Below are 26,655 nucleotides of genomic sequence, written 5' to 3' on the forward strand. Positions count from 1 at the left end.
GAGAGTCCTATGCACTAAAAACCAGTGCTAATAATATTCATTCTGACAACAACAAGACTATGCACAGTCATTAATAAGTGCAGTATTAAGACAAGTTCCTATGAGTTTACCAGATGAGGAACCCTTAGATATAGATTACGCTAACGACCCTTGCAAATTGGGTGCTACCTTAGATGACACCCGCGATAACACCGCCGATGACACCCTTTCTGTGGCATACCCAGAACCACACGTTTATAGCGATGAGGAACACATAATGATGATTGAGTTAAGGGCGAAAGAGTTAGCGCGAGACTATCCACACATGACAGCAGAACAGTGGAAGGCGTTTCTACTTAATGGTTGCGATAAAGAGAGAGATTTAACACGCTAGGTACTAGCTTTTGTTTACTCACCACCAATTCTCCCGATTGAGGGTTAAGGCTCAATCGGTTTGTTGTGAGTTAGTCACTCGTCAGAAGAAAATGTTTTTCTAATACCTTAAGGTTCTAGAATAACTTTTTCTGCTGGAGGCTGTATGGCTACATGTTTTTGGGGTTTTTAACTTGCGGCTGAAAAGCAACTCCTAAGTTCATTGTTATCTGGCTTTTGATCTAGCGCGAGAAAATCACTGTCTATGGATGCCGTGATTGACCATGAACACACTTAAGCATCAAAACTATGCCGTTAACTTGGTGCAAGTACCTTAAAGGCGATTTTGGCGCTAGGTGTTAAAGTTTATTCACTTGCACAAGGTTGGGATTGTTGTTTTTTGCTAACCCATATTGTTGGTACAAGATACTGATATACCCCTACAAAAAAAGATGACACCGTGGGATGTCATCTCGGATAGTATCGCGGGTGTCATCTAAGATGGCATCCGTTTTTTATGGGTATGCCTTACTGCTTCACAATCGCTGGAAGGCTTATTCTCTCGATGTCAAGTCTCAAATAATGCTCTTTTATTACTTGCTCACTCGATACGTTCTTTGACGGTTCAACGACACAATGCAGAATCTAACTGTTTGGCATCATAACATCACTAACATCACCCAAATATCTTTTGGCAATCATGTTGGGAGAATTGCCTACCCACTTAGCTACAACCACACTATCAACACCACTCCTGACCATCGTCGTTATAGCAGTATGTCTCATCTGGTAGGGGTTCCTGTATTCGATATCCGGTAGACTTTTAAGTACCGACTTCCACGCCCTATTAGCAAAGTTATGCCAGTCTATAAAACCACCTTTTTTGGCAGGAAATACGAAGTCATCGGGTGAGTATTTTTCAGGCTTAATCTCATTAACAACGGACGCTATTCGGTCGTTGACTGTGATAGATCGCTTACTTTGTGTTTTAGTACCGACTTCCACTTCACCATTCGCTGTTAGCTTTTGACAGAATGTTATTTTTCCACCTTTGATATGCTTCCACTGTAGTGCTAGGGCTTCCTCTGGACGGCAACCTGTAATGAATAGGAATTCTACTAATGGAGCATAGTAACTATAGCTGCTGCTAGCATAAAACGCTTGGATAATATGCTTACGTTCGTTATCACTAAATGGATTAATATCGTCTTGAGTAGCTGATTTTTTTGTGGATGGTATCAAGCTCCTCAAACCATCAAAAGTATTTGATTGTAACTTTTGGCAGGCTACTCCCCATTTACAAGCAGCATTGATTAACTTCCATTGTTTTTCAATACTACTAGTCGATGTTCCTTGGTGGTCTTGCACAAGCCATTGCATGATTTGTACAGCATCTCTCGCTAGCTTGTGAGGGCACTTTTTAAGCTTGTTTTTGATGCGGTCATAATCAATCATGCTGTTAGACTTCAAAGTTTTAGACTTGAACTGTGTGTAATCCTCAAACAGTTGCAGCAAGTCAACTGCATTCACTGATAGTCTTGCGGCAACAATCTCTCTTGCTTCTTGCGCGTCTTGGATAGCAGCTTCCTTTGTCCTACCCTGCATTGCATTAGGTTTGTACTTTGTCAACGTAGAGTCAAAGTAACCTGCTATACAGTCCTGACGTATACGGTTAGCAATCTCTTCAGCTTTAGCAAGCGCTAGTTTGTCAGAATACTTGCTACCCGGTATCGGACTAAAGCAATATTCCTTGCCACCAAAAGTAAACCGAATGATTATCGACCCTTTGTTATTCCTTGGTGTAATCTCTCTCATACCTGTTCTTTTTGCGTGTCTACAGTACTATTATCGCAGTAGACTTGCATCCAATGGGGTATTGCAAATAAGTGTTTAACCTATAATGCCTACTGTATATGTATTTTGAGTGAAGTTGAGATAGGACTGAAAATCCTCGTGTCACCGATTCAAGTCCGGTTCCTGGCACTATCTTAAACCCCTTGAAATCTAATAATTTCAAGGGGTTTGTGGTTTGTAGGTACTAGCTTATATAGAAAAACTGTTGTAGCTTAGAGGGTGTTTATAAAATAAATATTAAGCAGTAGAGCAACGATGATTGCGGGCTAATCTACGTAACATAAGATTTGTCATAGCCGCATATATCAAGATTTTGTCTTGCAAGTGTAGTTTGTCCAAAAGACGAAACTACTAGCTCGGAATTTTGAAATTGAATCCTTTACTAATACCAATTCAATTAATGATTGCAACACATTTTTGGGTAAAGACGCGATGAATCGCGTCTCTACAAATGGTCTATTTGTTGCATTCTTTTTTCTAATTGGTATAACAACTCTCGGCTATAGGACTCATATTTGATTTTTAAGGGAGCTAGGTACACCTTTATTCCTTCTCCCCAGTCCCTGGTCTCTACGATTAATTCAGAAATCAAATTGGATTGCTATATTTAGATAGACGAGTCATTTCAAACAATTGCTGGGCATTACTTCCTAGAAAAGCATCAAAAAGCTGCTGCTTTTCAGATTCCACTTCTACTAGATAGCGCTGGGCAATTTCATAATAGGCATAAGTCCAAGAAATCTGAATTTCTGCACCACTGTTATCATCTAACACTGTCACCATTTCCGTTACTGCTTGAGTTGCAGTTTGCCGCAAACCACAAGCAACATTTCCCTCTATCTCTGCTTTCATTGGTACACCCAGGCTAACCAAAGCATTGGCGGTAGTATCAATATCTGGATATTCTGGAGTATTCTGTCCATTAACGTAGCCTGTAAAGTGGTTGACAGCATATCCGTGCAACAATACCCAAGCCCCATACTGAGTAACCTGATTCACCTCTTCAACAACCAAACGCTGAGGAGGTAGCCAAGGGCGGGTGAAGACTTGCTGGAGTTGTTTAGCGATGGTTTCAAAGTCCGCGTCTTTTTGTAGAAGATTAAGGGGTGAGGTCAGTCCGTCTGGGATTGAAGAGACTGTTTTGGAGATGAGTTGAGCAATATTACTAGGCAATTCATCGACAATCAACTCACTGATAAACAGCTTGGGTAAGTTAAATTCCTCTTGCTGTGGATGACGATAATGACGGGCATACAAATGAGTTTGAGCAAAAGTATACTCTCCAGCCGCCACATAACCTAAAGCTTCTGCAAGTTGTCCAAGGTAGTCAATTCCTAAGTTAACTTGACCCTGTGGAGTATCTACTAATAAACGCAAAGACCGAAAGGCTATGTGGTCGTTGGCGACAGTCCCACCCGCAGTAGTAATCATTTGCTGGTAGGTACGAGCATGATTGACCCTGGCACTGTATTCTTGCCAAAGTAATTTCCATAAATCAAGTGCTATTTCGGGTTTCATATAGATTAGTTATTTGTCATTAGTCATTTGTCAAGAAAGGGTCAAAAGTTAGGAAATCTACTTCTGCAACCTATTCCCCACTCCCTTCATCTTTTAAGAACTTAAAATCTCGCTGATAATCTGAAGGGCGATTTGAATTTGGTCGCTATCGATAACTAGAGGGGGGCAGAAACGAATTGCTGCTTTACCGCAACCTAGCAATAATAAACCGCGTAAAAAAGCTTCTTGAATAATGCGATCGCGCAATTTATAATCGAGATTACCCTGTTCATCTAATAAATCCACCGCTACCATCAAACCCTTACCTCGTGGCGGCGATACTCTCGGAAATCTTTGATGCAATTGGGTAAGACTCGCTTGTAATAATTCTCCCATTTGGGTAGCGTTGGTCATCAAACCACTTTCTAGCAGTCGCAGCGTGGCAATACCAGCAGCACAAGCTACGGGATTACCGCCAAATGTAGTAGCGTGAGAGCCAGGAGGCCAAGTCATTAACTCAGGTCTAGCTAGTATCGCTCCTAATGGCATACCACTGGCAATACCTTTAGCAGTAGTAATGATATCAGGCATCACACCCCAATGCTCGATCGCAAATAAGCGACCAGTCCGCCCCATCCCAGCTTGTACTTCATCCACTACCATCAGAATACCGTGGCGATCGCATATCTCCCGAATCCGCTGCAAAAAACCATCTTCGGGTACGATATATCCACCTTCTCCTTGAATCGGTTCCACTACGATCGCTGCTACTTCTTGCGGTGGTAAAATCGTCGTAAATAGCTGTTGTTCCAGATAATCTAAACTTGCGTGAGTGCCATAAGGAATATGAGTTACCCCAGGAACTAAAGGCCCAAAGTTAGCTCGCTGCACTGCTTTGGAACCAGTTAGAGACATCGCTCCATAAGTGCGTCCGTGAAATGCACCTAAGAAGGCTACGATTAGCGATCGCTTGGTGTAATATCGAGCTAGTTTGATTGCTCCTTCGTTGGATTCTGCCCCGGAATTGGTGAAAAATATCTTTGCAGGAAACCCACTATTACTATGTGGGTGGGGAAAGGGAGCGCGAATCGCTAATTGTTCCGCTAGTTCCACCATCGGCTCATAATAAAAATCTGTCCCTGACATGTGCAACAGCCGCGCCGACTGTTCTTGAATTGCCTTGACGACTTCCGGGTGGGCGTGTCCGGTGGCTGTGACGGCAATACCTGCGGTCATATCCAGAAATACATTGCCATCCACATCTTCTACCATACAGCCCTGACCGCGAGATACAACTAACGGGTAATCGCGGGTATAAGAAGGGGAAGTTACGGCGCGATCGCGTTGTACAATTGCTTGAGCGCGAGGCCCAGGTAAGGAAGTTACTAAATGGGGTATACGAGGTAAATTTAAGTTAATAGGTATACTTAACATAATTTTTTCTATTTTTTAAAGATTACTGATGATTAAACGCTAAAGCTTGATTGCTGACAGTAGCATTTGATTTCATTGCTGTAACAATTACGCATTTACCGAAAAAGCTTCATAGTAAAGATTTTCGTATTTTGTAAGACTTGCCCGTTTTTATAACACAACTTCTGCGATCGCGTCATATTACATTTTTTGAAGCATAACAGCTTCACTATTTAGATGTCAGGGTCAAGCTACAGAACGTTTGTTGAGAGAAGCTGTATTACATCCACAAGAGAATGGCTATATGCAAAAATTAATACAAGTCTCTGAGATAATCAACTAATGACTTGGGCATCTGGACAAAAGTTACACCGCGATCAGTATGAAATTAAACAACAGTTAGGACAAGGGAACTTCGCTATTACTTATCTTGCTGAGGATCGGGATGCCAAGAAAGTTGTGATTAAAACATTGGATTCCAATTTGCTGAATCAATTAAGTAACGAAGACCGCGATCGCTTAAAATCAGGTTTTGCAGATGAATCCCGTAAACTAGCAATATGCAAACATCCGAATATTGTCCAAGTCATTGATACCTTCGAGTCAGGTGATTTAAAATGCATGGTCATGGAGTATATTCAAGGAGATAATTTAGCCAAGATTGTCCAACCGCGAGTATTTCTCCCTGAAAAAGAGGCTTTAGATTACATCCAACAAATTGGAAAAGCACTCATCGTAGTGCATGAACAAGGATTTTTGCATCGAGATGTGAAACCAGAAAATATCATTCTGCGGGCAGGTACGCATCAGGTTGTTTTGATAAACTTTGACTTAGCACGAAGATTCGTTGATAACCCAGTGTCAAGTCGTGGTAACTTAGTTAATAAATTTACACCAATTGAACTGTATTCCAACTCTCCTAGACAACAGGCGCGACGTAAGCCTTGGACTGATATTTATTCTCTTGCGGCAACTTTATATTTTTTATTAACAGGAAAACTGCCAGAAAGTGCTATCGAGCGTCAAGATAACAATAAGCGTTTAATTCCACCTAAAGAATTGAATGATAAGATTAGCGATCGCGTCAATCAAGCCATTCTCCACGCAATGGAACTACAACCCGACAACCGTCCCGAAACAGTGGAAGACTGGTTAAAAGAATTGGGTTTCAAAACAGCAGGTTTTTCTCTTCCCAAACTTCCTTGGACACAACCTTTGTGGGCGTGGATATTAGAGATTATGGGTGTATTAGCATTATTTGCAGCCTTGATATCAGGAGTCAAAGACGGCACAGATTTATTCAAAGATTGGTTCCCAGACAAATCAGCACCTACCAATCCCCCAACACAACAAAGGCCATCATCTTCTGCTAAACCACAAAATAGGTAATAGGCTAGACTTACGCAAAAGTTAGTTTTAGAGTCGCATTAGTTGCTTTTGCAACTCCAATAGTTAGTTTTCAAGTCGCATTAGTTGCTTTTGCGACTCCAATAGTTGGTTTTCAAGTCACATTAGCTGCTTTTGCGACTCCAATAGTTAGTTTTTAAGTTGCATTAGCTGCTTTTGCGACTCCAATAGTTGGTTTTCAAGTCGCATTAGCTGCTTTTGCAACTCCAATAGTTAGTTCAGCAGTAGCCAGAAGACCTCAACCTTCCTCTCTGCGCCTCTGCGTGAGCTTATTCAGCAACGCCAACCACGAGAACTCACAAAAAGCGTGTCACAATCAACATTAGCCATTAATAAATCTGGGCGTATGTTCTGGCAAGACGGACAGCTAATATACAACGGCAAATACAAAATAAAAAAATACTTGGGTGGTGGTGGTTTTGCAGTTACCTACCAAGCAATGCATACTAAGCTAAACCGTCAAGTCGTGATCAAAACCCCTAACATCAGCATTCAACGAGATCCAAACTATCCCAAGTATGTTGAACGCTTCAAAAAAGAAGCACAGATGCTAGCAATATGTTGTACAGACTCACATCCTCATATTGTGCAAGTATTCGACTTTTTTATTGAAGAAAATGGTCGCTACTGCTTAGAAATGCAATATATAGCAGGCGAGAGTTTATGGGAATACGTGCAACGCCAAGGGAAATTACCTGAAACTGAAGCTGTAAAATACATTTGCCAAATGGGTTTAGCTTTGGTAGATGTACATAAAAAAGGAGTTTTTCATCTTGATGTCACTCCTCCTAATATTATGCTCAACTTTGATCCAAATGTTCCTAACTCAGGCAAAGCGGTGTTGATAGACTTTGGTATTGCCGGCGATATGTCCCCACCGAGTACCCTGTCTAGGTCTTTTGGTAACAGGGTATTTGCGCCCTATGAGTTAACACGCAAAGGGATTCGTCACCCAACAGTTGATGTCTACTGTTTAGCTGGATCGTTGTACTATGCCATCACTGGACAACGCCCCACCAATTCCTTTGACCGTAAGTATGAACAAGAGGAATTAGTACCACCAAAGCAACTTGTCCCTAGTCTTAGTGATGCTGTAAATGAAGCGATTCTGCAAGGCATGGCATTAGAGGCAAAAGATCGACCCCAGACAATGGAAGAGTGGTTGAATTTACTCTCCTCCTCCCAAGCTAATCTAACAGAAGTGATCTTAGCTTCAGATGTGGGGGTCAATTACCAAAATCTAGAAAATTTACTCAAAGCGGGTCAATGGAAAGCAGCAGACCAAGAAACCACCAGAGTCATGCTGAAAGTAGCCAAAAGAGAACAGCAAGGCTGGTTTAATTATGAATCCATTGAAAATTTTCCCTGCACAGACTTACGCACAATTGACCAATTGTGGGTAAAATACAGCAATGGTCATTTTGGCTTTAGTGTACAAAAACGCATTTGGCTAGAATGCGGTGGCAAAGTAGATTATGAAACGGAGTGTCTTTTAGGCGATCGCTTAGGCTGGCGCAAAAAAGGAGACTGGCTATCAAAGGATAAATACAACTATTCACTAAACTCTACCCAGGGGCATCTCCCGGCTCCCATTGAAAAGAATATTATATTAAATTACAAAGCAAAAAATAATAACCAAATTAGAATTTTGGCTCCTTCAGGAAATTATTTTAATGTGGCAACGGGGACAGAAATACTTCTTCTCTCGCGTTCAGACTTGTAAATTTTAATCTATAAAGGTTTACGAGATTTTTAAAACTTTGCGAACAAGATATTTCCACGAAGCATTGCGGGTTCTAGCTTTTCGTTACCTGGCACTGTTTAAATAAGCGAGGTACTCAGGCGCACGCTTTGCAAACACAAAAAGCCGCAATCAATATTATTAGATTAAAATATAAATACAATACCCAGTTTTTCAACAATGTAAATACAGGGGTAATAATGACTATTAAAGAACAAATTAACCAAGAACTAGAAAAATTACCTGAACCCTTATTACAGGAAATTTTAGATTTTGTGCAGTTTTTGCAAGCCAAACATCAAACAAACAGCATATCTTCAGATAGCCAATCTGCTCAGATGTTTACAACAGAGCATACCTTAACAGGTTCTACTGCTGAAGATTTATTAGAATTTGTGGGCAGTTGGGAAGGTTCAGATATTAGAGAATGCCTGCAACTAGTTCATGACAGTCGGATACCTCTAGAATTTTAATTATGTATCTCTTGGATACTAATCACTGTTCCTTCTTGATGGAAGGTGTGCCTAGCGTTGTAAATCACTTGCGATCGCTTGGTCAGGTACAATTAGCAACCAGTATTATTGTTGCTGGTGAGTTGCACTTTATTCCCTTTATCGAAACCACCAACTTCCCCTATTGCTGTAAAACTGAAACCGTCCAAAGCCAAGAAATTGACCGTGAGATTTCTCACCCACAGGGAATGCTGTAACACCCAATAAGTAAACACCAGAAAAGCTTGGATTACTTACAGGGCGGAGGGCGATGGTAATTGTCTGTCCTGGAGTTACAGGTGGGTCAAAGTTTACAGAAACCGTGCGTGTGTCGCGGTCGTTTGTGACTGAGCCTAGTTTCAATTGCGTTTCTTTGCGTAGGCGTGTGCCGACAAATGCACGGGTATCATCAAGATTGTAGCGGATGTTTTCTGACCCCTCTTTTTGTGCGATCGTTACCTTTTGGAGGGATTCTCCAGCATTTTCCGGCACATTGATAGTGAAATAGTAAGTTGCGCCCCAAACATTCACCTCTTTGTAAGTAGTTGTTGCATTAACAAGTTTTGGCGGTTGAACGAAATAGACTAAGCCATCTCTAAGCTGCACAGCTTGAGTCATCGGAAGTGGAACTTCTCCAATGCCAATTGCTAATGAGAGTGTTATTCCAAACAAAGTTGCAAGGCGCATGATTCAGATATAAAAAAACGCACTTATTCTCATTCTAGTTCCTTGGGAATCAATGATTTAGGAATGATCGAAGCTTGTTTTTCCCCAAATGAAGATTTTGTGTACCACCAAGCCCAAGCAATTAAAACAGCTTGAAAAGGAAGTCTCACTACGTGTACCCAAGGTGAGTTTGGTATATGTTCTAGCTGAATGTGATTAACCGCCATGTTGATATTGGCAGGGAAAACCGCAATAAAAAGAGTAATAAGTCCCCAAGCAGCAGCTTGACTTACAGGCGGAACTAATAACCCAATACCACCCAAAATTTCATAAAAGCCACTGAGATAAACTAACTCTAAAGGGTAAGGAAGTTGTGGTGGCATAATTTTGACATACGGTTCTGGGATAACAAAGTGTGTCACTCCAACCACAATAATGGCTATAGCCAGGATGACACGTAATATTTCCTTATACTTCTTCATGGTTTTTGCCTATTTATATACTTGCCCTATTACTTCAGTTTGACTGACGGATGTTAATCTGCATTGAGTCAATAGGAGTAAAAATCGACAAAATTTTCCAAAGTACTTACAAAAGCCGCCACCGATTCTCGGTTCAGTAGGTACTGAAACCAACCCCCAACCCTCTGGGCTTATAACTTGTTTTATTAGGAAACGCTATAATAACGCCAAATAATAGTTTTCCCTAGTTTTAACTATCGGGAAACTCAACGCTTAAAACTCTTTAAGCTAAATCTAATTTTTCTCGAACTATTCCCTCATCTCTAAAGCCAACCAGCACAGCTGTTCCATCCTTGACGAAAAGTGGACGTTTGAGCAGCATTGCATCGTGAGTGAATGCATCAACCCACTGTTCATCACCCCAAGTCTTCTTTTCATCTCCTAAAGCGCGGTAGGATTGACCGGAGGTGTTTCGCATAGGAGCAAAACCCAAAGACTTTACCCAGTTTTGAATCATCTCACGAGGCGGCGGAGTATCTTTGGTATTGATAAATTCATGGTCAATGTTGTTGTGTTGGAGCCACATCAAAGCTTTTTTGCAAGTGCTGCAATTGGGAATTCCGTAGACTTGAATAGACATAAAATAATTAAGCAACAATCTCCATATATGACATAGAATGCTCTTGTCGTAGAATCTCTATAGCAGAAATTTAAGGTTAGCGATCGCTACTCCCAAGCATGGAACTGGTTGATACATGATTCGAGGGTTCTGAAATACCAAGGAGTAGTTTTACTAAAAATTTTATCCATAAAAAATATGAGCGATGCCTTTAGCCGACTTGCACCCTTCATCCAAGAATATATTTATCATCACCAGTGGACTGAATTACGACCAGTTCAAATTGCCGCTTGTCAAGTTATATTTGACACTGATGCTCACTTGCTAGTTACTGCTGCAACCGCTGCGGGTAAAACAGAAGCAGCTTTTCTACCAGTTTTGACTCTATTACATGCCAACCCTGCTGCCACAATTGGCGCATTATACATTAGTCCAATCAAAGCTTTAATTAACGATCAATTTGAGCGTCTTAACGACTTACTCAAAGAAGCAGATATTCCAGTTTGGCACTGGCACGGCGATGTTTCGCAAACTCGAAAAAACAAGCTTTTAAAGAATCCTCAAGGTATTCTCCAAATTACCCCAGAATCTCTAGAAAGTTTGCTTATTAACAAAAATAACGATTTACTTCGCTTATTTGGTGATTTAAGGTTTGTGATCATTGATGAAATTCATGCCTTTATGGGTTCAGAACGCGGTTGTCAAATTATTTGCCAATTACAACGTTTAGCAAAGTTGACACAAAAACAACCGCGTCGTATTGGTTTATCGGCAACTCTGGGTGATTACTCAATAGCGGAAAATTGGCTGCGATCGGGAACAGATAAGCCAGTTATTACACCAAGAGTTGATGGTATAAAACGGCAAATAAAACTAGCTGTAGAACATTTTTATATTACTGATGAAGTAGATGAATCAGAGGCGACATCTGATGAACAATATATTTTTAACCTTAGCAAATCTCGCAAATGCCTGATATTTGCTAATAATCGCACACGTACCGAGTCTGTAATTGCATCTTTGCGACAAATTGCCACGGAACAAGGATTACCAGATATATATCATGTGCATCATGGGAGTATATCTGCTAGTTTGCGGCAAGCTGCTGAAAATGCAATGCGTGAACCCAACAATCCAGCTGTTACCGCCGCTACTTTGACTCTAGAATTAGGCATAGATATCGGTTATTTAGAGCGAGTTATTCAATTAGAATCACCCTTGTCTGTAGCTAGCTTTTTACAACGTTTGGGACGAAGTGGCAGAAGAGGCGAAGCTGCTGATATGCGTTTTGTCTGCGCTGAAGATAAGCCATTAGCAGAAGCTTCTCTGCCAGAACAAATCCCCTGGCAACTTTTACAGTGTATTGCGATAATTCAACTTTATTTAGAGGAACAATGGATTGAACCAATTAGACCAATTAAATATCCTTTGAGTTTGCTTTATCACCAAACAATGAGTATTTTAACGGCAGCAGGAGAAATTTCAGCTAATGCTTTAGCTAAACAAATTTTTAATCTGCCGCCCTTTGCTGCGATTTCCAAAGAAGATTTACAACTATTACTACGCTATTTAATTGATATTGGTCATATTCAGCATACTGAACATGGTAAATTCATCCTGGGTTTGTCAGGAGAAAAGGTAGTAAGAAAATTTCAGTTTTATGCCGTCTTTGCTGAACAGCAAGAATATATTGTTAAGCAAGGTGCAACAGAAATTGGCAGTATTGTCACGCCACTTCCTGTTGGTAATCAATTTGCTTTAGCTGGCAGAAGTTGGGAAGTCGTAGAAGTTGACTTTAAAAAGAAGGTTATTTTTGTTAAACAAGCTGAGGGTAAATCTAGTATTTATTGGCGTGGTGGTGGTGGTACTATTCATACGAAAGTTTTGCAACGAATGCAGCAAGTCTTATTTGAGAATATTGAGTACAGTTACTTGCAACCAAATGCTTTGCAACGTTTACATCAAGTTCGCCAATTAGCGCAGCAGGTTGGATTAGATAAGCAGAATATTTTGCAATTAGAAAAAGGTAAATGCTGTATTTTTCCTTGGATGGGCACGCTTGCTTATCGCACCTTAGAAAGATTACTCAACTCATACTGTCGGGAATCATTGGAAATTACAAGTATTAGTGGAGTCAATCCCTATTATTTGACAATCAAATTAGGTAAGGATAAATTTAAATATCTTTATCGTGAAATTGCTTCATTGTGTGAACAAAGAATTACCTCAGAAGATTTAGTAAGTACCTCAGAAGCACCAGAAATTCAAAAATATGATGGTTTTATTCCTCATCCACTTTTATGGAAAGCTTTTGCTCACGATTATCTGGATATGACGGAACTGAAAGAGCAAGTGGCATTGTGGAAAGAATAAAAAGGTAATTTTAAATTATTGAAAATAAGCTATTTTTTAATTAATTCCTGGAGCGATCGCAAATCATAATTTAAGATTTTTCCAGTATTCAAAAGTTGATATCCTACGAAAAATAACGTAGATGATGCTACAACAACTAAAAGATTAACTGACGCAAATACATTACCAGTAAAAGCTATGACTACAATGCCTAGCGCTATCAAAATCCATCCTAAGTTAGGGTTTATTCGCTGCTGACAAAGGACGAAAATACCGGAAATACATAGCAATAAACCAGGAATGCCAAAAAATATACCAACACGAATATTTGCAGTTAAAATGATGATCCCTGCAATCATCAAAGCCAAGCCTATATACTTGCTTGTCTTCTTCACTGGAGGTTGTCTATTGTTAACAGCAATTTGAGCCTGCATTTTTGTGGAACTTGCAAGGGGAAGAAGATTTTGTTGATGTTGTATATTATCTTGAAATATAAACGTGACTTTTTCTCCTTGACCAAGGTCTATTTTATCTCCTAAATTGATTTGACAGGGTGTTCTAGGTTCTAATTTAGTGTTGTTGACAAATGTCCCATTAGAACTCCCTAAATCTTCAATAAAGTAATTGTTTTTGTAGATTTTAATCTTTGCATGGATGCGAGACACTACATCTGCATCTGGCAAGTTGGAAACATCAATATCTGGCGGAATTTGGTCATTGGGTTTACCCATATGAAACACCGCAGTATTTGGTGGTAACTCAAAAGCAGTGTTGGTTTGGACATGAAAAAGTTCCAAACTCAGTCCGATAATAGCGTTGGATGTACTTAAATTTTGCATAGTTTTTAGTCAATAATTTCTCTAGACTTTTGACTTTTGCAAATCAGTAAGCAATTTTAATCCGTTGTGGCTTACCGATTTCCCCACCTGATGCAAAGGAATTTCAATCCAAAACTCGCTTCCTTTGCCTAGTTCTGACTCACACCGCAGTACTCCAGAGTTTTTCTACACCACAATCTGATAGCTAATCGATAAGCCTAACCCTAACACTTGATTTAACTGCCCTGCATAACACTCTAACAGAGGTAACTCACCATATTCCTTGATTATTTCAATTTTGGGATGTTCTGGTAGGGTATTTTTAAATTGGAATTTGAATCCAGAATTCTGTGCCTTTTCCTGGTTCTGATAGACAATTCAAAATTCCACCATGTTTTTCTACTATAATTTGGTAGCTAATTGACAGTCCTAAACCTGTTCCCTTACCTACTTGTTTCGTGGTGAAAAATGGATCGAATAACCGCTTTTTAATATCTTCTACCATTCCTAATCCGTTGTCAGCAATTCGGATGACAACAAATTTACTCTCTAAAATTTCAGTACGAATTATAATTTGCGGTTTATAATTTGTTTTTATCTTAACCATTGACTCTTCTAAAGCATCGATCGCATTAGTTAAAATATTCATAAATACTTGATTTAGCTGCCCAGGATAACAATCAACTAGAGGCAAATCACCATATTCTTTAACTATAGATATATCTAACCCAATTCCATTATTTTTCCAGCGATGATGCAAAATTAATAACGTATTTTCAATTCCTTCATGAATGTCAACTAATTTTTTATCTGCTTCATCATGACGAGAAAAATTTCGCAATCCCAAAACAATTTCCCGGATACGATTAGTACCCATATTCATCGAGGATAGGAGTTGAGAAAGGTCACTAGTAAGGAATTCTAAATCAATTTTTTTAGCGAAATCTTCAATTTCTACTTCCGGTTGAGGATAATGTTGTTGATAAAGGTGCAAGAGAGTTAACATCTCTTGAAAGTATTCGTTAGCATAGGTTAAGTTACCATGAATAAAATTAACTGGATTGTTGATTTCATGAGCAACTCCGGCAACTAATTGTCCTAAGCTAGACATTTTTTCATTTTGGATCAGTTGAGATTGAGTTTGTTGCAATTTATGCAAGGTTTCGGTGAGTTTTTCAGCTTGAGTTTGAGCTTCTAAAGTAGCAGTGCGACTTTGGATATAAAGTTGTGCATGATCGATTGCGATCGCTATTTGATCGCAAACAGCTTGTAACAGGTTGATTTCACTGTTATTCCAAATGCGATCGCCACTACAATGACTGCAAACAATTGCTCCAATCTCTCCAGAATTGCTTTTAACTGGTAGCATTAGTTGAGAGGTGATCCCAAACTCAGTTAAAAGTTCTTGCATATCATAATCAAGTTGTGATTTATTATTAATATTTTCTATACAAATTAGCTCTTGAGAAAGAAGGTTTTGAGTCAAAAAAGTGCTTTTGTGCAGTGGAATACTGCCTAACATACTTGCCAAGTTAGGGTTTCGTGCTTCATAGGTAATAGTTAGGCTTGCTTGGGATGGGTGCGGTAAATAAGAAAGAAAGTAGCAACGGTCAATTTGTAATAAGCTGCGAATTTCGTTCACAGCAGTTTCTAGGATCATATCTAGGTCAAGAGAACTGCGGATTTGACTAGCTAGACGCAGTAACAAGGCTTCCCGACGGCTGAGGAGTTCTTCGCGCGCCCAGATTCGGTCAATAGCTACAGCAATATTATTAGCAATCCAGTTTAATAGGTTATGAGTTGGTTCGGTAAATAATTGCTTACTAAATAAAGCCATAATACCGATTATTTGCTGCTCTACTATTAGGGGATAAGCAGAAAATCGAGAAATTGAAAATGTAGACTCGATAAGCTTTTCTGAATGATTAATTGACAGTTCTTGGTTAAAAATAGCTTGATGGTTTTGAATCATTAAGCCAATAGTATTATTGACTAAGGCGATATGCTCTGGGAAATCTTGAGTATCGCTCAAAGTACTACAAGTAATATCTGTGCAATGAACGCCAGCTTGCAATTGTAGCTGGTTTGTCTGTCGTTCAAATGTCCAGATACAAACAAAGCCGATATCAAGGTATTGGGAAATAGTATTTGTACAATTTTGCAAAATTTCTGGAAGTGTGCCACTTTGAGATAAGGCTAAACTGACTTCTGCACTCAAAACTGACAAGCGCGATCGCTCCAATAAAGCTAACTCTGAAAGCTTACGCTGTGTAATATCTGTACGAATCGATACATATTGATAAGGCTTTCCATCTTGTCCCAACATTGGGGCGATCAAAGTATCCACCCAATAAAAAGTGCCATCCTTAGCTTTATTTTGAATTTCTCCTTTCCAGATTTTCCCTTGGGCAATAGTTTTCCATAAGTTTGCAAAAAATTCTTTTGTGTGGTGTCCAGAATTGATAATCCGATGATCTTGCCCTAAAAGTTCTTCTGAAGAATATTTAGAAACTTCACAAAATAGGTCATTGACATAGGTAATTCTTCCAGTTCTATCAGTAATAGCTACTAGTGAATGGGCATTTAAAGCAAATCTAAAAGCTTCTAATTCTTTGATAGAATTTTTTAGTGCTATCTCATTCTGTTTATTAGCAGTGATGTCACGAGCTACTGCATAAATTAATTTTTCTTCACTGAAACTAGTCGCATTCCATGACAGCCATTTATAAGAACCATCCCGACAAAGATAGCGGTTTTCAAAGCTGACTGAATCTACAGATTGTGTAATTTTTTGGGCTGCTGCAATAGTTAATTCACGATCTTCAGGGTGAATAAATTCGATGAAAGGTTTAGCAACAAGTTCACGAATTGACCAACCTAGTGTTTTTGTCCATACTGGATTTAAATACTTAAAATAACCATCAAAGTTAGCAATACACAATAAATCTATAGAAAGTGAGAAAAATCGAGAGTATTTTTCTTCGCATTTTTTGTACTCAGATTTAACTAGTTTCATCAGCTTTTTTTAGGTATGAATATTTTTGGAGAAAAGTTAATACGTGTATTATTAAAATTTAATAACCATTGCAATAGGATTTTCCAATCTAGAGACTCGCCTAATATCAGTTATGACGAAGACTGGTTAATGAGCTTGATAGTAAGGGATCTGCGGGTTAATAGTGTCCCAGCCAGGAGGGTTTCGACACTTCGACTGCGCTCAGTGCATCGCTGCGCTCAACCCTCAGATGTCGAGAGTTGAGCGCACTCGAAACTCGGTTTATTGGTACTTTATTTTCACGCAAGTCCCTAAAGCCAATAAGTATCTACTAGTTTTTACTGAGTAAGCTAGCTAGCTGTTGACTTAGTTCTCTACTAAGTAAAGGTTTCCCTAAAAAGCTGTAAAGTAAACATTTATATTTTAAATTTAAGATAAGAAGTGTTACGTAAAGTGAATTAATCAGAATTTTTATCTGTAATTGTCCTTAAGTAGCTAAGAATTCAATTACGAATTACTTTAGCGTAGCGTTAGCGACGCAGGAGCGTTATTACAAATTATTTTAAGCAATACTCCCGCGCTTTCTGGCTTCTTTGTAGGAAGTTCCCACGTTTTTCAAACCAGCTTTAATCATTTGTTGTTCGAGAAGAGCAAAGAAACGCGCCCGATCGCCACCTTTTACTACTGCTTGGTTATGGGCTTCAGCGATCGCTACAGGATAACCATACCCTTTTTGCACTTGTGCTAACATCAGTCCCAGTGCTTGGTCTAACATGGTTGCATTCTCCGCTACCCATGCCGGAACTTCGATTCGGGCGATTTCAGTGCCAACGTGGACGTAGCAAAAGTAAATTGTCTGATCGCCATAAAGTTCGAGAATGGGAGAATTGCTGCGCCACAGAGTACTGCGTTGTCCTGGTTTGAGTCGAGTTGCCCAAACAGAAGTATCTCGCAACTGTTCAAAAATTTTACAAGGTACTTTTTCTAGCTGATTTGGGCAATGACTTTTACAGTCTGGCGCTGGATGGGGACAAGCTAATAACCGTAAAAAGTTCATTGTTTCGATGCTGCGAGAGGCGCTAAGATAGCCCATTAAAGGAATTCGAGCATCACGCATCTGCTGCCAAGCTTCTAAGATGGGGGGTAAAATGCGATCGCGTGCATCCATCGGCAATTGTTCTAAAAACCAGTAAATTAGCGAACCATCTACCATTGCTAGTGCTGGCATTTCCGCTTGTGCTGCATCACACGCCAGTTCTGCTAACACCGTTGCTTCTGAAGCAGTGCGGCGAAAACTCATCCATTCCTCAGTTCTAATTCCCCACTGCCGAGACATATATAAATCTTCTGGGCGATAAAATACCTCTGGTAAACTATCGAGTAGCGGATGGCGATTTTGTCCATAGTGTAGGACGACTCTGCCAATATTTAGGAGATAACAGTAAGCAATTTCGTGATGGTTGGGGGCAATTTGAGAACCATCGGTAGCGATGACAGTATGGACTTTTGGGGGAACTGGGATATCAATGCAAGTTTCTAGTGGTTCAATTGGGGTAGCATTAGCAAAGAGAATGCGATCGCGCCATTTTTCCTGGCGATCGATTAAATCTTGTTGACACTCGTAAGCATTTTTTAAATGTTGTTGCGCCAATTCTAAACGCTGACGACTGGCAGCAGCTTCTAAGGTAAGATGCTGGCTTAAACCCTGCATTTGTCGCGCCAGTTTTGTTAGGTCAAGCATAAAAGTAAGTGAGGAGTGAATACTTGTGATATCATGTCTGGGCAATTAAACATAATACCCGGAACCCCACCCCGCCAAAGCTGCGCTTTAGCTCCCCTCTCCGCAGGCGGGGAGGGGTTGGGGGTGGGGTTCTTTTATTATTATGGATAATTTGGCGGATATGATATGAGTTATTATTTCACCTAAATTTATAAAACACATAGTTTGATTTACATATATACGTCTACAAATTAAATATGCGTTATTCAGAATCCTTGTAGAGACGTAGCACTACTACGTCTCTTTTTCACTAGATATTTAATATATTAAAGCCAAGCTGAGAAATCTTTGGCAAACTGTGAAAGTGATAACAACTGAATTCGCGGATCGTTTTGAGCCGATTCCCTTTCTGCTTGGGTATTATAGCCCCAGTCCGCAAGAAAAAGTTTCACATCTTCAAGGTCTGCTTGCTGTTGGACTAACTGTAATGTTTTGAGTCTATCTTCTACAAACCAGAGACTAACTGACTTGTCTCCTGCTGACTGAATTAAGTCTCGCAAAATTTCATATTTAGGACGCTTGACTTCTTTCCCAAAGATTGCTTCCGGTGGTAAATTCACTCCTTCTTGTTGCAACAACTGCTCTACAAAACGCCCTTCTTTAGTTGTCACAATGTATAGTTTAACTCCACTGTCAATAGTTAATTTTATTTTTTCTATTACAGCCGGATAAAATCTATGCAGACTCAGCCAACCACTTAAATCAGTGGTAATCCATTCATCTCGCTGGTTATCTAGTTTCGCAGCAATTTCTCTTGCTTGGAGCTTATCATTTAACAAAATTTTTGGGGCAATGCTTACCCATTCATGCAGAATCTTTTCGTCAGGAATTCCATCTATCAAGGCTTTAATTAAAATGGGCATTTCCCAACCTGTTTCAATAACAGGTCTTAGTCGATAGAATCTCAAAGCTAAATCATCTGGGGGTGTATCGTTAGCAGAAGACCAAATTTCACAGTAGGTACGCCATGCTACCTCAAAATATTCAATTAATCCGTCGCAAATCACTCCATCAAAGTCCAGAGCTAAAATTTTGGGACTACTTGTGGTCATTGGTTTGAGAATGAAACTGCTGTTGTCAGCTTACCTGACAAATTTAAATCATGCAGTAATTTTTGTTAGTCTTTTATAATTCATAAATTTGCTGAAAAAGTATGGTGGCATTGTAAATTTGATTTGTTAATGCTAGGTTAACGAGGATCTACAGCAGGTTTGCGATCGACTAAACGAATTTGGTTTTGCTTGACTACTACGGTGATTAGTGGTAATAAGCGTTTAGCTGGGCCATGAACAACTCGACCTTGAGAATCGTATTGAGATCCATGACAAGGGCAAATAAAGTGATTTTTCTCAAGATCCCACTCGACTGTACATCCTAAATGGGTGCAGATTGGACTGATAGCGTACTCAGCAATTTGTGGCCCGTCTTGAATAATCAGATAATCAACGCTACGATCTGGCAAGCCTTTCACGAGAATCGGAATTCCTGGCTTTGCGGTTGCTAATAGTGCATTAGCTTCAATTTGCTTGCCGTCTTCAGCCAGTGCCACCGACCCTGGAAGATAATTTTGACAGCGTGAATTCTTTGGATAAAGCGAAGCATTGGCTTTCTAGGTCTATCTCACGACTTTGGCTGACTTTGGGAAAAAGATATCCAATAGCTACTGATGCAACTGTAGTACCTAGCATATATGCCATTACTAGAAGAATCTTCCATGATGATTCGATTTACCAAGAAAGGTCTACTAATATACTACGGCGCGATCGCATTAGTATTAATGTACATTTATGTTTACTGTGGATTGATTTTCATAAAATTGGATTTTTTAAGAACTGTTCCTGAACTTTAATTTTTAATTATTATTTATTTCTGGAGTATGAGGTTATTTATAAACCTCAGAGCTAGGCTATAACCTAAGATATGTTCCTCACAAAATCTCTTCAAAATATATTCTCAAACTCTCTCCAGGGAAAGAACTCTTTATGCTTTTGATTTTTTAAGCTGTTGTTAGTCAAGCAATATATTTTAATAACTGAAAGTGCCATGAGTGATAAAAATCAAGAAAACCAAATTAATCAACCAGTAAGCGAAGATCGGGATTCTCGTGAAAAGCCAGATGTGAACGAAAGAAACCTAACCGCGAATCCAGGAGATAGAATTTCTGATAAGCCTCAATCAATTGAAGAGAAGGCTAAACAGGCAGCGGTTGATGATGTACCAGACATTACAGGCGATAGAATCACAGTACCGACTTACTTTGTTGTGGATGAACCCAACGGCGAAAAGAAGGCACTCCATCACGTTAAAGATGCTGAAGAAATCTCTGACGTAATTCGGCAGGCACGACTTGATGAAAATGGAAATCGAATTTGGTAGTAGTAGTTTATGGAAGACGCAGGGATACAGAGAAGTTATCAAATACTCTCTGCTTCTTTGCGTCTCGCGCTGACAGCAGATTGAAGATATTTTCTTCTGACAGTAGAGTAACAGTAATTCTTTATTGACTGCAACTGCGGCCCGTAACTGAGCGCTAGAAATTCGTGTTTTGATTTTGAGTTCAGTTAAAAATCTTCATAACCAACGATCGCAGATGCACTCTTTTGTGAAGTTTCGGATTTATCGTCTCTAGGCATAAAAAAGAATTAGTGCTACTTCTATTCTGCCAGGATTACACCAAATTTTGGTATCAGATACAGATACAGCAGACTTCAGAAGTAAAACATTCTGTCTGGATAATAGACTTAGCTTGTGTACCTCACCAACTTGAAAACTGCTATATATAAATATCCAGCAATATATCAGTATTTTTGCTGGATCTGCGAAAGAAGGCTGTGAGTGAAGTTTGTCAGTATTTACACAAAAGCGAGTGCCAAAACTTCAAGATATTTTCACGTAAAACATTTTTTTACGCCCAGATATTAAAAGTTCTAAGAAGTCATCACTTATAGCTTTGACATCAGAGTGTATAGCCTGAATAATGTTCTTACGTAAAAATCCATACTTATATAAGACTCATATTTGATTTTTGCTAAACAGACTGAGAGCAAAACCCAATCGGGCTTGCTCTTAGTTAGCTTGGCTTTTAGAAATCAAATTTGATTGTTATATAAACTGGTATTAATAGGGTTGCATTATGCATTTCTCGAATTCAAGAACCAGCTTAAAAACTCGTCAAAAAAACAAGAAAATAGGTACATTTATTTTGACTCATAGCAACATTATACTGCTCACTGGATATTTAATCACTCTACCAATTTGTACATTAATAATTTTATCCTTATTATTACCCTTATTCAGTGCTAGCTTATTTGCTGCCATTGGAAACTCGTACCACTCTACATCGATTCCTTGGATAGATAATGCATCTGAATGCGAAGATACTGGCAGAAATTGGAGCGATCGCAAGTGTTGGGATAATGAACACAATCCCATGTTTTAAATGGAGATTGCACTCAGAAGCTATACATACAAACAATTAGAACAATTGCTTAATTTGACAAAACAGACTAGCAGCCTAAACCTTTTTTTGATCGAGTGAAGAGAAAAAAGCTTAGGCGTAGCTCGTCGTAGACATCGCTCTCATCTATGAAACTGAGTAAATTCCTATCTAAACTAGCCGATTGCAAAATAATCATCATTAATATGCATTTATTGCATTAATACGGGTTTACTATCGCTTCACAGATGCCATTCTAGATGAGGGAATAAAGATGGATAACCCCTGGTCAACGCCAGGGGCTTTTTATTTGGCCATCTACGCCTTAAACGTCAACACTGGACTCAATCGCGCTACAACGTCTACCATTTCTGCCTCAACCTGCACATCAATCACAGACTGAATCGGTTTGTAGGCAGCAGGTGCTTCCTCAATTCGGCGTTCTTCACGCAGGGTAATGCAGTCTACTCCAGTTAATCCCAGTTCTGTCTCACTTTGAGATGCACCTCTGCGACTGAGGTCGAACCGAGAACGAATTCTTCCCGCCCCATGTGACGCCGAGTTACAAAATGCTGGATTTCCTTTACCCACCATCAGATAAGAATAAGCACCCATTGAACCTGGGATAATCACTGCTTGTCCTGTATGGGCAGGACAAGCGCCCTTGCGTGTTACCCATCCCTGACCTTCTGGTAAGGTGATGTTATGGGGCAAGTCATAAACTAAAGGTGCTTCGACATCTTTGTATACTTCCCGCAAACGCAGACGTAGCAGTTCTGCTAACAACAGGCGATTGACAAAGGCATAGTTAGCAGCAGTGGCTTCAGCTTGCAGGTAACTGGCGACTAGTTCGGGGTGAGAAGAAGTAGAGAGAGGAAAAATCTGAGAATCGGGATATTTCAGACCTTTTTGCCAAGTCGCCTTAGCTTTATCTCGCCAAATTCCCCCAATATATTTACCCACGTTTCGAGAACCAGAGTGAATCATAAAAGCTAGCTGTCCCTCGCGCACTCCCCAGGCGTGGGCAAGTGTGCGATTTTTGACTTTATCAACCCGTTGCACTTCGACAAAATGATTACCGCCGCCAATGGTTGCCAGTCCGCCATCGCGCACTAGTCCAGCATCGGGAACTAATTCTTCAGGCGCTAGTTTCCAGTCACCATCCATTGAACCATCTAAGAAAATGCGATAGCTCTCTTGGGCAAGTTGTTGCAAATCGGACTTGACTATACTCCCTGTAGGCTTATTTAGCATGGCATCCAGCCAACCGGGAACTCCGTACTGAAACAAAGCTTGCATTGTACGAGCAGTCATAGTTACATCACGCGTACCGAAGAAGTAATCCCCCTTCATCCGTTCTACGAACTGGTCGCGCTTTGCCAGAAATTCCTCGATTGTCAAATCAACAATATGCAGGCGCATCCCACAATTGATGTCAGAACCGACAGCGCCAGGGATAACTTGACCTACTGTTTCTACGATTGAACCAATGGCAACACCCGCATCACCTGGGTGAAAGTCAGGCGTAGCACAGGCACGACAAACGCATCCACCTGACGGGTGACAGACGCTTGCTAAATTTGCTAACTGCTTCAATGCCTTAGCTTCTACGGGGAAGTCTTCTGGCAGCAACACTTCTGCTACAGGGGCATCAGGAGAATTAACTAAACGAACTGAATAAGTGCGATTGTTATAAGTTACATCTAAACCTTGGCGCTCTAAAGCACGCAGGAGACGTTTGAGATTTTTTGGCTGCATGAAAACTCCAAATAAGGTCTTAAAGAAGACCCTTTGTTGTGAAGAGAGGAGGAGACTTGGTTCAGCAGCCGCGTCTCAATTAGTGCAGAAGGTCATTTTTCCAGAACTGTGGGGAAAACAACAGGTTAATTCTGACTAATGTGGTTATATAGCCTTAATAACACACAGTTTCATCAAATGACAAGTGTTTTGTAGTACGTTGTATTTTTGATAGGCAATGGTTACTCGATAGAACCAAAGTTGTAAAGAAATTTAAAGTTTAGCGAAAAACTTTTAAAAATCTCTAGACTCTCCAGCCGGCTAGAGAGTCTAGGATGAATTTAAGACGACTCTCTTTCCAGTTATTTCTGATGTGTGAGGGATACGTCTCAGTCATCCAGCTCGATCTGGCTAAGTTGTTCATTTTATCCCGTAAATCTATGACTCTCCAACTCACAGTTCCCAACATGGCTTGTTCGGTTTGTGCAAACACCATCACCAAAGCCCTTCAAGCAGTCGATGCCAATGCTAGCGTTCAGGCCGATCCAACAACCAAGCTTGTCAGTGTAGAAACTCAAGCATCAGAAACAGCAATTAAGGAAGCGTTGGCTGCTGCTGGCTATCCAGTTGCTTAATCTTTAAGATCCTCCCACATCAATCACAGGGGTTCATCTAGTTATGGATACTCTCACGCTCAAACTTCGAGGCATGAGTTGCGCTGCTTGCGCCAGCAACATCGAAAAGGCAATTCGCTCTGTTCCTGGGGTAATTGACTGTAACGTTAACTTTGGAGCAGAACAAGCTACCATCAAGTACGATCGCTCTCTAGCAAGTTTAGAGAAAATCCAAAGTGCGATCGCAGCTGCGGGATACTCTTCTAACTCACTCCAAGAAGAATTGCTCTCCGAAGAAGATGATGCAGAAAAAGCAAGTCGGCAAGCATTACAACGCCAACTCTCCCTCAAGGTATTGGTGGGGGGTGTAATCAGCATTTTCCTACTTTTGGGGTCGTTGCCGATGATGACTGGGCTAAATTTACCCTTGATTCCCAGTTTCTTGCAAAATTCTTGGGTGCAGTTAGTGCTGACAACCCCTGTCGTGTTCTGGTGTGGTGGATCTTTTTACCGCAATGGCTGGAAATCGCTCAAACGCCATACGGCGACGATGGACACGCTGATTGCTTTGGGTACAAGTGCAGCATATCTATATTCTTTGTTTGTCACTGTTTTCCCAAAATTTTTTATTGCTCAAGGCTTGATACCTCATATTTATTATGAAGTTGCCGCCATTGTGATTACCTTAATTTTACTGGGGCGGTTGTTAGAAAATCGCGCTAGGGGACAAACTTCTGAAGCTATCCGCAAACTCATCGGACTGCAAGCCAAAGATGCCAGAGTTATCCGTGATGGTGTGGAAATTGATGTTCCCATCGCTGAAGTCAAAATCAACGACGTGATTTTGGTGCGTCCCGGTGAAAAGATTCCCCTAGATGGCGAAGTGATTGCAGGTGCTTCGACAGTAGATGAAGCGATGGTGACTGGTGAAAGTTTGCCAGTTAAAAAGCAGCCAGGAGATGAGGTGATTGGGGCGACGATTAACGGTGCGGGTGCATTTCAGTTTCGGGTGACACGAATCGGAAATGATACATTTTTGGCTCAAATTGTCAAATTAGTGCAACAAGCGCAAGGTTCTAAAGCACCCATTCAGCGCTTGGCAGATCAAGTGACAGGATGGTTTGTACCAGCTGTGATTGCTGTTGCGATCGCCACTTTCGTCATTTGGTTTAATTTCACGGGCAACCTCACCCTAGCAACAATGACAACGGTGGGTGTACTGATTATCGCTTGTCCTTGTGCTTTGGGTTTAGCTACTCCCACTTCTGTAATGGTGGGGACGGGCAAAGGTGCGGAAAATGGCATCTTGATTAAGGGTGCAGACAGTTTAGAACTAGCACACAAAATTCAAACTATCGTTCTAGATAAAACTGGCACTTTGACTCAGGGTAAACCTACGGTTACAGATTTTGTAACTGTTAACGGCACAGCTAATGGTAATGAAATCCAGCTTTTACAGTTAGCAGCAACGGTAGAACGCAATTCTGAGCATCCTTTAGCTGAAGCTGTGGTGAAATATGCACAGTCCCAAGAAGTGAGTTTAATAGATGCAAAGGATTTCGTAGCTAATGCAGGTAGTGGCGTGCAAGCAGTTGTTGCAAATCAGCTTGTGCAAATTGGTACACAACGCTGGTTAACAGAACTTGGAATTAACACCATCACTCTCCAGCAGTATAAAGATGCCTGGGAAGCGGCTGGTAAAACGGTTATTTTGATTGCTGTAGATGGCGAACTACAAGGAATAATGGGTATTGCTGATGCCCTAAAACCTTCGTCAGCAGCAGTGGTGAAAGCCTTACAGAAGTTAGGTTTAGAAGTAGTAATGCTCACTGGAGATAATCGTAAAACTGCTGATGCGATCGCTCTGCAAGTTGGCATTGAGCGAATCTTTGCCGAAGTGCGTCCAGATCAGAAGGCGGCGATTATCCAATCATTGCAAGGGGAGCAGAGGGGCAGAGGGGCAGGGGAGCAGAGGAGCAGAGGAGTAAGGGGAAAGAATTCTGATAAATTCTCACTCAAAACTCAGCACTCAATTGTCGCAATGGTAGGTGATGGCATAAATGATGCGCCAGCCCTAGCCCAGGCTGATGTGGGAATTGCTATTGGTACGGGAACAGATGTAGCGATCGCAGCTAGCGATATCACCCTAATTTCTGGAGATTTGCAAGGAATTGTCACGGCTATTCAACTTAGTCGCGCTACCATCAACAATATTAAGCAAAATCTCTTCTTTGCCTTTATTTACAACGTCATTGGTATTCCCATTGCGGCAGGAATTTTGTTCCCCATCTTTGGTTGGTTACTCAATCCAATTATCGCTGGGGCGGCGATGGCTCTTTCTTCGCTGTCTGTTGTTAGCAATGCCCTCAGATTGCGTAACTTTCAACCAAAAATTAGCTCATAATTGCAGGGTAATTTAGGAA

Annotated in this window: 20 protein-coding genes; 8 read left to right on the top strand and 12 right to left on the bottom strand. The window is 40.4% G+C overall.

Features of this window, described 5'->3' with window-relative positions; translation table 11 throughout:
- The first annotated feature begins 100 nt into the window (after positions 1-100).
- Entirely contained in the window at positions 101-373 is a 273-nt protein-coding gene (locus RMX69_RS02010; protein ID WP_322636350.1) for a hypothetical protein, read from the top strand.
- Positions 374-996: 623 nt separating this feature from the next.
- On the opposite strand, the gene RMX69_RS02015 is transcribed toward RMX69_RS02010, so the two are convergent.
- From RMX69_RS02015 to RMX69_RS02025, 3 genes are all read right to left on the bottom strand, one after another.
- Positions 997-2,166 (bottom strand): site-specific integrase, encoded by a 1,170-nt coding sequence (locus RMX69_RS02015; protein WP_322636351.1) that lies wholly within the window; start codon positions 2,164-2,166, stop codon positions 997-999.
- Positions 2,167-2,793: 627 nt separating this feature from the next.
- Positions 2,794-3,723: a DUF1338 domain-containing protein gene (locus tag RMX69_RS02020; protein WP_322636352.1), complete on the bottom strand. Its 930-nt coding sequence runs from the start codon at positions 3,721-3,723 to the stop codon at positions 2,794-2,796.
- A gap of 93 nt (positions 3,724-3,816) precedes the next feature.
- Complete coding sequence (locus RMX69_RS02025; RefSeq protein ID WP_322636353.1) at positions 3,817-5,136, bottom strand: acetyl ornithine aminotransferase family protein; 1,320 nt, start codon at positions 5,134-5,136, stop codon at positions 3,817-3,819.
- Between the two features lie 321 nt (positions 5,137-5,457).
- On the opposite strand from RMX69_RS02025, the gene RMX69_RS02030 reads away from it, so the two are divergent.
- The 3 genes from RMX69_RS02030 (at position 5,458) to RMX69_RS02040 (ending at position 8,736) form a co-directional block, all read left to right on the top strand.
- The gene (locus tag RMX69_RS02030; RefSeq protein ID WP_322636354.1) at positions 5,458-6,504 is read left to right on the top strand and encodes a serine/threonine-protein kinase; all 1,047 of its coding nucleotides are present in this window, start codon (positions 5,458-5,460) and stop codon (positions 6,502-6,504) included.
- 325 nt (positions 6,505-6,829) lie between these two features.
- The gene (locus RMX69_RS02035) at positions 6,830-8,245 is read left to right on the top strand and encodes a serine/threonine-protein kinase (protein WP_322636356.1); all 1,416 of its coding nucleotides are present in this window, start codon (positions 6,830-6,832) and stop codon (positions 8,243-8,245) included.
- 218 nt (positions 8,246-8,463) lie between these two features.
- Positions 8,464-8,736 (top strand): DUF2281 domain-containing protein, encoded by a 273-nt coding sequence (locus tag RMX69_RS02040; protein WP_322636357.1) that lies wholly within the window; start codon positions 8,464-8,466, stop codon positions 8,734-8,736.
- 138 nt (positions 8,737-8,874) lie between these two features.
- Here the strand turns inward: RMX69_RS02040 and RMX69_RS02045 are convergent, their stop codons facing one another.
- The 3 genes from RMX69_RS02045 to RMX69_RS02055 all read right to left on the bottom strand — a co-directional run bounded on the left by RMX69_RS02045 (position 8,875) and on the right by RMX69_RS02055 (position 10,521).
- Positions 8,875-9,441 (bottom strand): DUF2808 domain-containing protein, encoded by a 567-nt coding sequence (locus tag RMX69_RS02045; protein WP_322636359.1) that lies wholly within the window; start codon positions 9,439-9,441, stop codon positions 8,875-8,877.
- 29 nt (positions 9,442-9,470) lie between these two features.
- Positions 9,471-9,902: a DoxX family protein gene (locus tag RMX69_RS02050; RefSeq protein WP_289795082.1), complete on the bottom strand. Its 432-nt coding sequence runs from the start codon at positions 9,900-9,902 to the stop codon at positions 9,471-9,473.
- Positions 9,903-10,164: 262 nt separating this feature from the next.
- On the bottom strand, positions 10,165-10,521 hold the full coding sequence (locus RMX69_RS02055; RefSeq protein ID WP_322636360.1) for a Spx/MgsR family RNA polymerase-binding regulatory protein: 357 nt from the start codon (positions 10,519-10,521) through the stop codon (positions 10,165-10,167).
- A gap of 177 nt (positions 10,522-10,698) precedes the next feature.
- On the opposite strand from RMX69_RS02055, the gene RMX69_RS02060 reads away from it, so the two are divergent.
- Positions 10,699-12,873: a DEAD/DEAH box helicase gene (locus tag RMX69_RS02060; protein WP_322636361.1), complete on the top strand. Its 2,175-nt coding sequence runs from the start codon at positions 10,699-10,701 to the stop codon at positions 12,871-12,873.
- Between the two features lie 29 nt (positions 12,874-12,902).
- Here RMX69_RS02060 and RMX69_RS02065 read toward each other — a convergent pair whose 3' ends face one another.
- The 5 genes from RMX69_RS02065 to RMX69_RS02090 form a co-directional block, all read right to left on the bottom strand.
- Positions 12,903-13,691 (bottom strand): FHA domain-containing protein, encoded by a 789-nt coding sequence (locus RMX69_RS02065; RefSeq protein ID WP_322636362.1) that lies wholly within the window; start codon positions 13,689-13,691, stop codon positions 12,903-12,905.
- Between the two features lie 301 nt (positions 13,692-13,992).
- The gene (locus RMX69_RS02075) at positions 13,993-16,686 is read right to left on the bottom strand and encodes a PAS domain S-box protein (protein WP_322636363.1); all 2,694 of its coding nucleotides are present in this window, start codon (positions 16,684-16,686) and stop codon (positions 13,993-13,995) included.
- Positions 16,687-17,227: 541 nt separating this feature from the next.
- Positions 17,228-18,406 (bottom strand): DNA double-strand break repair nuclease NurA, encoded by a 1,179-nt coding sequence (locus RMX69_RS02080; protein ID WP_289795085.1) that lies wholly within the window; start codon positions 18,404-18,406, stop codon positions 17,228-17,230.
- A gap of 305 nt (positions 18,407-18,711) precedes the next feature.
- Positions 18,712-19,497, bottom strand: a complete 786-nt coding sequence (locus RMX69_RS02085; protein ID WP_289795086.1) for an HAD family hydrolase — start codon at positions 19,495-19,497, stop codon at positions 18,712-18,714.
- Positions 19,498-19,634: 137 nt separating this feature from the next.
- The gene (locus RMX69_RS02090) at positions 19,635-19,994 is read right to left on the bottom strand and encodes a Rieske 2Fe-2S domain-containing protein (protein WP_322636365.1); all 360 of its coding nucleotides are present in this window, start codon (positions 19,992-19,994) and stop codon (positions 19,635-19,637) included.
- A gap of 494 nt (positions 19,995-20,488) precedes the next feature.
- On the opposite strand from RMX69_RS02090, the gene RMX69_RS02095 reads away from it, so the two are divergent.
- Complete coding sequence (locus RMX69_RS02095) at positions 20,489-20,821, top strand: hypothetical protein (protein ID WP_289795088.1); 333 nt, start codon at positions 20,489-20,491, stop codon at positions 20,819-20,821.
- A gap of 1,378 nt (positions 20,822-22,199) precedes the next feature.
- Here the strand turns inward: RMX69_RS02095 and RMX69_RS02100 are convergent.
- Complete coding sequence (locus RMX69_RS02100; protein WP_289795090.1) at positions 22,200-23,639, bottom strand: RtcB family protein; 1,440 nt, start codon at positions 23,637-23,639, stop codon at positions 22,200-22,202.
- Positions 23,640-24,058: 419 nt separating this feature from the next.
- Between RMX69_RS02100 and RMX69_RS02105 the strand changes: the two genes are divergently transcribed.
- Together RMX69_RS02105 and RMX69_RS02110 are read left to right on the top strand one after the other, a co-directional pair.
- On the top strand, positions 24,059-24,253 hold the full coding sequence (locus RMX69_RS02105) for a heavy-metal-associated domain-containing protein (RefSeq protein WP_190912624.1): 195 nt from the start codon (positions 24,059-24,061) through the stop codon (positions 24,251-24,253).
- Positions 24,254-24,296: 43 nt separating this feature from the next.
- Complete coding sequence (locus RMX69_RS02110) at positions 24,297-26,636, top strand: heavy metal translocating P-type ATPase (RefSeq protein WP_322636366.1); 2,340 nt, start codon at positions 24,297-24,299, stop codon at positions 26,634-26,636.
- The last annotated feature ends 19 nt before the right edge of the window (positions 26,637-26,655 follow it).

It is taken from the genome of Nostoc sp. EspVER01, from assembly GCF_034530635.1.
Taxonomy (GTDB): Bacteria; Cyanobacteriota; Cyanobacteriia; order Cyanobacteriales; family Nostocaceae; genus Nostoc.